Origin of the sequence: Amycolatopsis kentuckyensis (assembly GCF_002155975.1) — a bacterium.
Lineage (GTDB): Bacteria > Actinomycetota > Actinomycetes > Mycobacteriales > Pseudonocardiaceae > Amycolatopsis > Amycolatopsis kentuckyensis.
Map to the genome: position 1 here is coordinate 1 of NZ_MUMI01000806.1, position 2,632 is coordinate 2,632.

Genomic DNA, 2,632 nt, shown 5'->3' on the forward strand with positions numbered 1-2,632 from the left:
CGGCTTGGGTCTGCCGCGGCTCGGGTGGGCGTTCGGGTGGATCAGAACAGGCCCAGCACGTCGTCCGGGGGGTTCGGGGGCGGTGGTGCGTCCGCGTCCGTGATCGGGGCCGCCCGGCCCGCCAGTTTCCGCAGCTCCGCGCCGTGCACGCAGCGCGCCGGGAAGGCCGCCGAGGCCGTTCGGCGGGCTATCTCCGCCGTCGGGAGCTCGGTTGCCGAGGCCGCCAGGACCAGGTTGCCGAACCGGCGGCCGCGCAGGACTCCCGGGTCCGCCAGGAGCAGGACCTCCGGGAACACCGACAGCAGTGTCGCCAGGAAACGGCGGGTGAACGGCAGGCCCGAGCCGTCCGTGATGTTCGCCAGGTAGCAGCCCCCGGCGCGCAGGATGCCCGCGATCGCCGTCGTCGCCTCCAGCGTCGCCAGGCCGCCGGCCAGCGTGGCCCGCTCGAACGCGTCGACCACCACCAGGTCCGCCGAGTCCTCGCGGCGCGTCGCGAGGCCTTCGCGGCCGTCCGTCACCCGGACGCGCAGGCCCGGCACCCGCAGCCCCAGCTGCGTGCGGACCAGCTCCACCAGCTCGCCGTCGGCGTCGAACACCAGCTGCCGCGAGCCCGGCCGCGACGCCGCGACGTACCGCGGCAGCGTGCACGCCGCCCCGCCGATGTGGAGCGCGTCCAGCGGACCGGGCGGCAACCGGTTCACCACGTCCGCGAACCGGCGGACGTAGTCGAACTCCAGGTGGGCGGGGTCGTCGAGGTCGACGTACGACTGCGCGACGCCGTCCACCGACACCAGCCAGGCGTTGCCGCGGCCGGCGTCACGGACCAGCTCCGCCGTGCCGAACCGCACGGGGTAGCGCCCGGCCACCGGCTCGGGCTTCCGCGTGCGGCTCACGGGATCCGAGGTTATCGGAAACATTCCGACCGGCCCGGCGATAAGAAACCGGACGATCATCGATCGAGGGGGTTTCACCTTGCGTGCAAACGCAGTAATCGTGGCCGCCGCACTCGCGGCCGGGGTCTTCGCGACGCCGGCGGCCGCGGACGTGCTGCCCGACCGGGCGCAGGCCGTATCGCTGCTGGAGACCGGCGGTCCCGGCGTGGCACGGGCCGCCGAAGCGGCGCTGCTCGGCTCGCCGGCCGACCTGCAGGCCTTCCTGGCCACCGGCCGCCAGCGGGCGCAGAACGACGACGAGCGGGTCCTCGTCAACCAGGCGCTCTCCTCCGGCGGCCCGGTCACCAAGCGCACCGCCCAGCGAGCGCTCGACGGCACCCCGGACGACATCCGCGAGTACCTGGCGCACGGCCTGGCACTGGCCCGGATCTCGGACGACCGGATCGCCGTCGGCCAGGCCATGAGCGCCGGTGGCCCGACCGTCAACGCCCGGGCCCAGCAGGCACTCGACGGAACGCCCGCGGACGTGCGGGCGTTCCTGGAGACCGGTCTGCAGCAGGCGAAGGACGTCGACGACCGCCTCACCGTCGACCAGGCGATGGCCGAAGGCGGCCCGGAGGTCAAGGCCGCCGGGCAGACGGCGCTCGACGGCACGCCGGAGGACGTCCGGTACTTCCTGGCGCTGTGGTGGCAGGTCAGCGTGAACTACGACGCGGAAGCCGCGGGCGTCCGTGCGCAGCTCGACGCGGCCAAGAGGGCCAAGGCCGCCCACCGCACCCTGGAGGTGAAGATCGCCGCGGGAACGGCCCGCCGGATCGCCGCGGACGCGCGGACGGCGAACGCCGACCGGCTCGCCGCCCAGCAGGCCGAGAACCAGCGCAACGGCCAGGCCGCCGCCGGTGCCGAGGCGGCCGCGCAGCAGCAGGCCCGTGAAGCCGCGGCGCGCGCCGCACAGGCCAAGACCGACAACGACAAGCTGCTCGCCGACGCGGCCGACCCGGCGCTGACCGTGCCGAACGGCCGCAAGGCGTCCGTCTACCTGCTGCGCAACGGCGGTGCCGCGGTCAAGAACGCCGCCCGCGCCGCGCTGAGCGGCTCGGACGACGACGTCGTCACGTTCGTGCGCAGCGGGCTCGCCGTCGCGCAGGAGTCCGACGACCGCGCCGCCGTCTCGGCGATCGCGGCGGACCCGAACGCCCGCCCGGGCCTGCGCCAGGCCGCTCGTGACGTGCTCGCCGGCCCGTACGCCGGTGTCGCCGCGCTGCTGCGCACCGGTGACTACCCGGGCCGGGACACCGACGACCGCATCGAGGTCAACCAGCTCTTGGCGGCCGGTGGCCCGTCGACGAAGTCGGCGGCGCAGAAGGCGCTGGACGGCACCGTCGCGGACATCCGCGAGTTCCTGGCCCACGGCCGGTACGTCACGCACCTGATCGACCTGGCCGTCTACGCCACCCGGACCCTCGGCGAGGGCCCGGAGGTGAAGGCGGTCGCGCAGGGCGTCCTCGACGGGCCGGACTCGGGCCTGCAGCACTACCTGGACGTCGAGCTGCCGAAGGCGCGGGCGCGTGACGCGTTCACCGCGGCGCACGTCACCAAGGTGAACGCCATGGTCGCCGAAGCGACGGCCCTGGTCTCCTGACCGCACGGCGAAGGTTGTCGGACGGTACTTGCGGTACAGCGCTAGAGCCACGCCGCGAGACTACCGGGCACCACCGACAACCTTCGCCGTGCGGTCA

Annotated in this window: 2 protein-coding genes; one reads left to right on the forward strand and one right to left on the reverse strand. The window is 74.5% G+C overall.

Translation table 11 applies throughout. From position 1 onward, the window contains the following. Positions 1–41: 41 nt before the first annotated feature. Positions 42–917: a spermidine synthase gene (locus tag CCN39_RS48105; protein WP_208630699.1), complete on the reverse strand. Its 876-nt coding sequence runs from the start codon at positions 915–917 to the stop codon at positions 42–44. A 76-nt stretch (positions 918–993) separates the two neighbouring features. Here CCN39_RS48105 and CCN39_RS48110 point away from each other — a divergent pair, with 76 nt between their 5' ends. Further along, complete coding sequence (locus CCN39_RS48110) at positions 994–2,535, forward strand: ALF repeat-containing protein (protein WP_244211355.1); 1,542 nt, start codon at positions 994–996, stop codon at positions 2,533–2,535. Positions 2,536–2,632: the final 97 nt, after the last annotated feature.

Coding starts and splice junctions, on each gene's coding strand:
- CCN39_RS48105 (WP_208630699.1), bottom strand. CDS start 917: ATGTTTCCGATAACCTCGGATCCCGTGAGCCGCACGCGGAAGCCCGAG.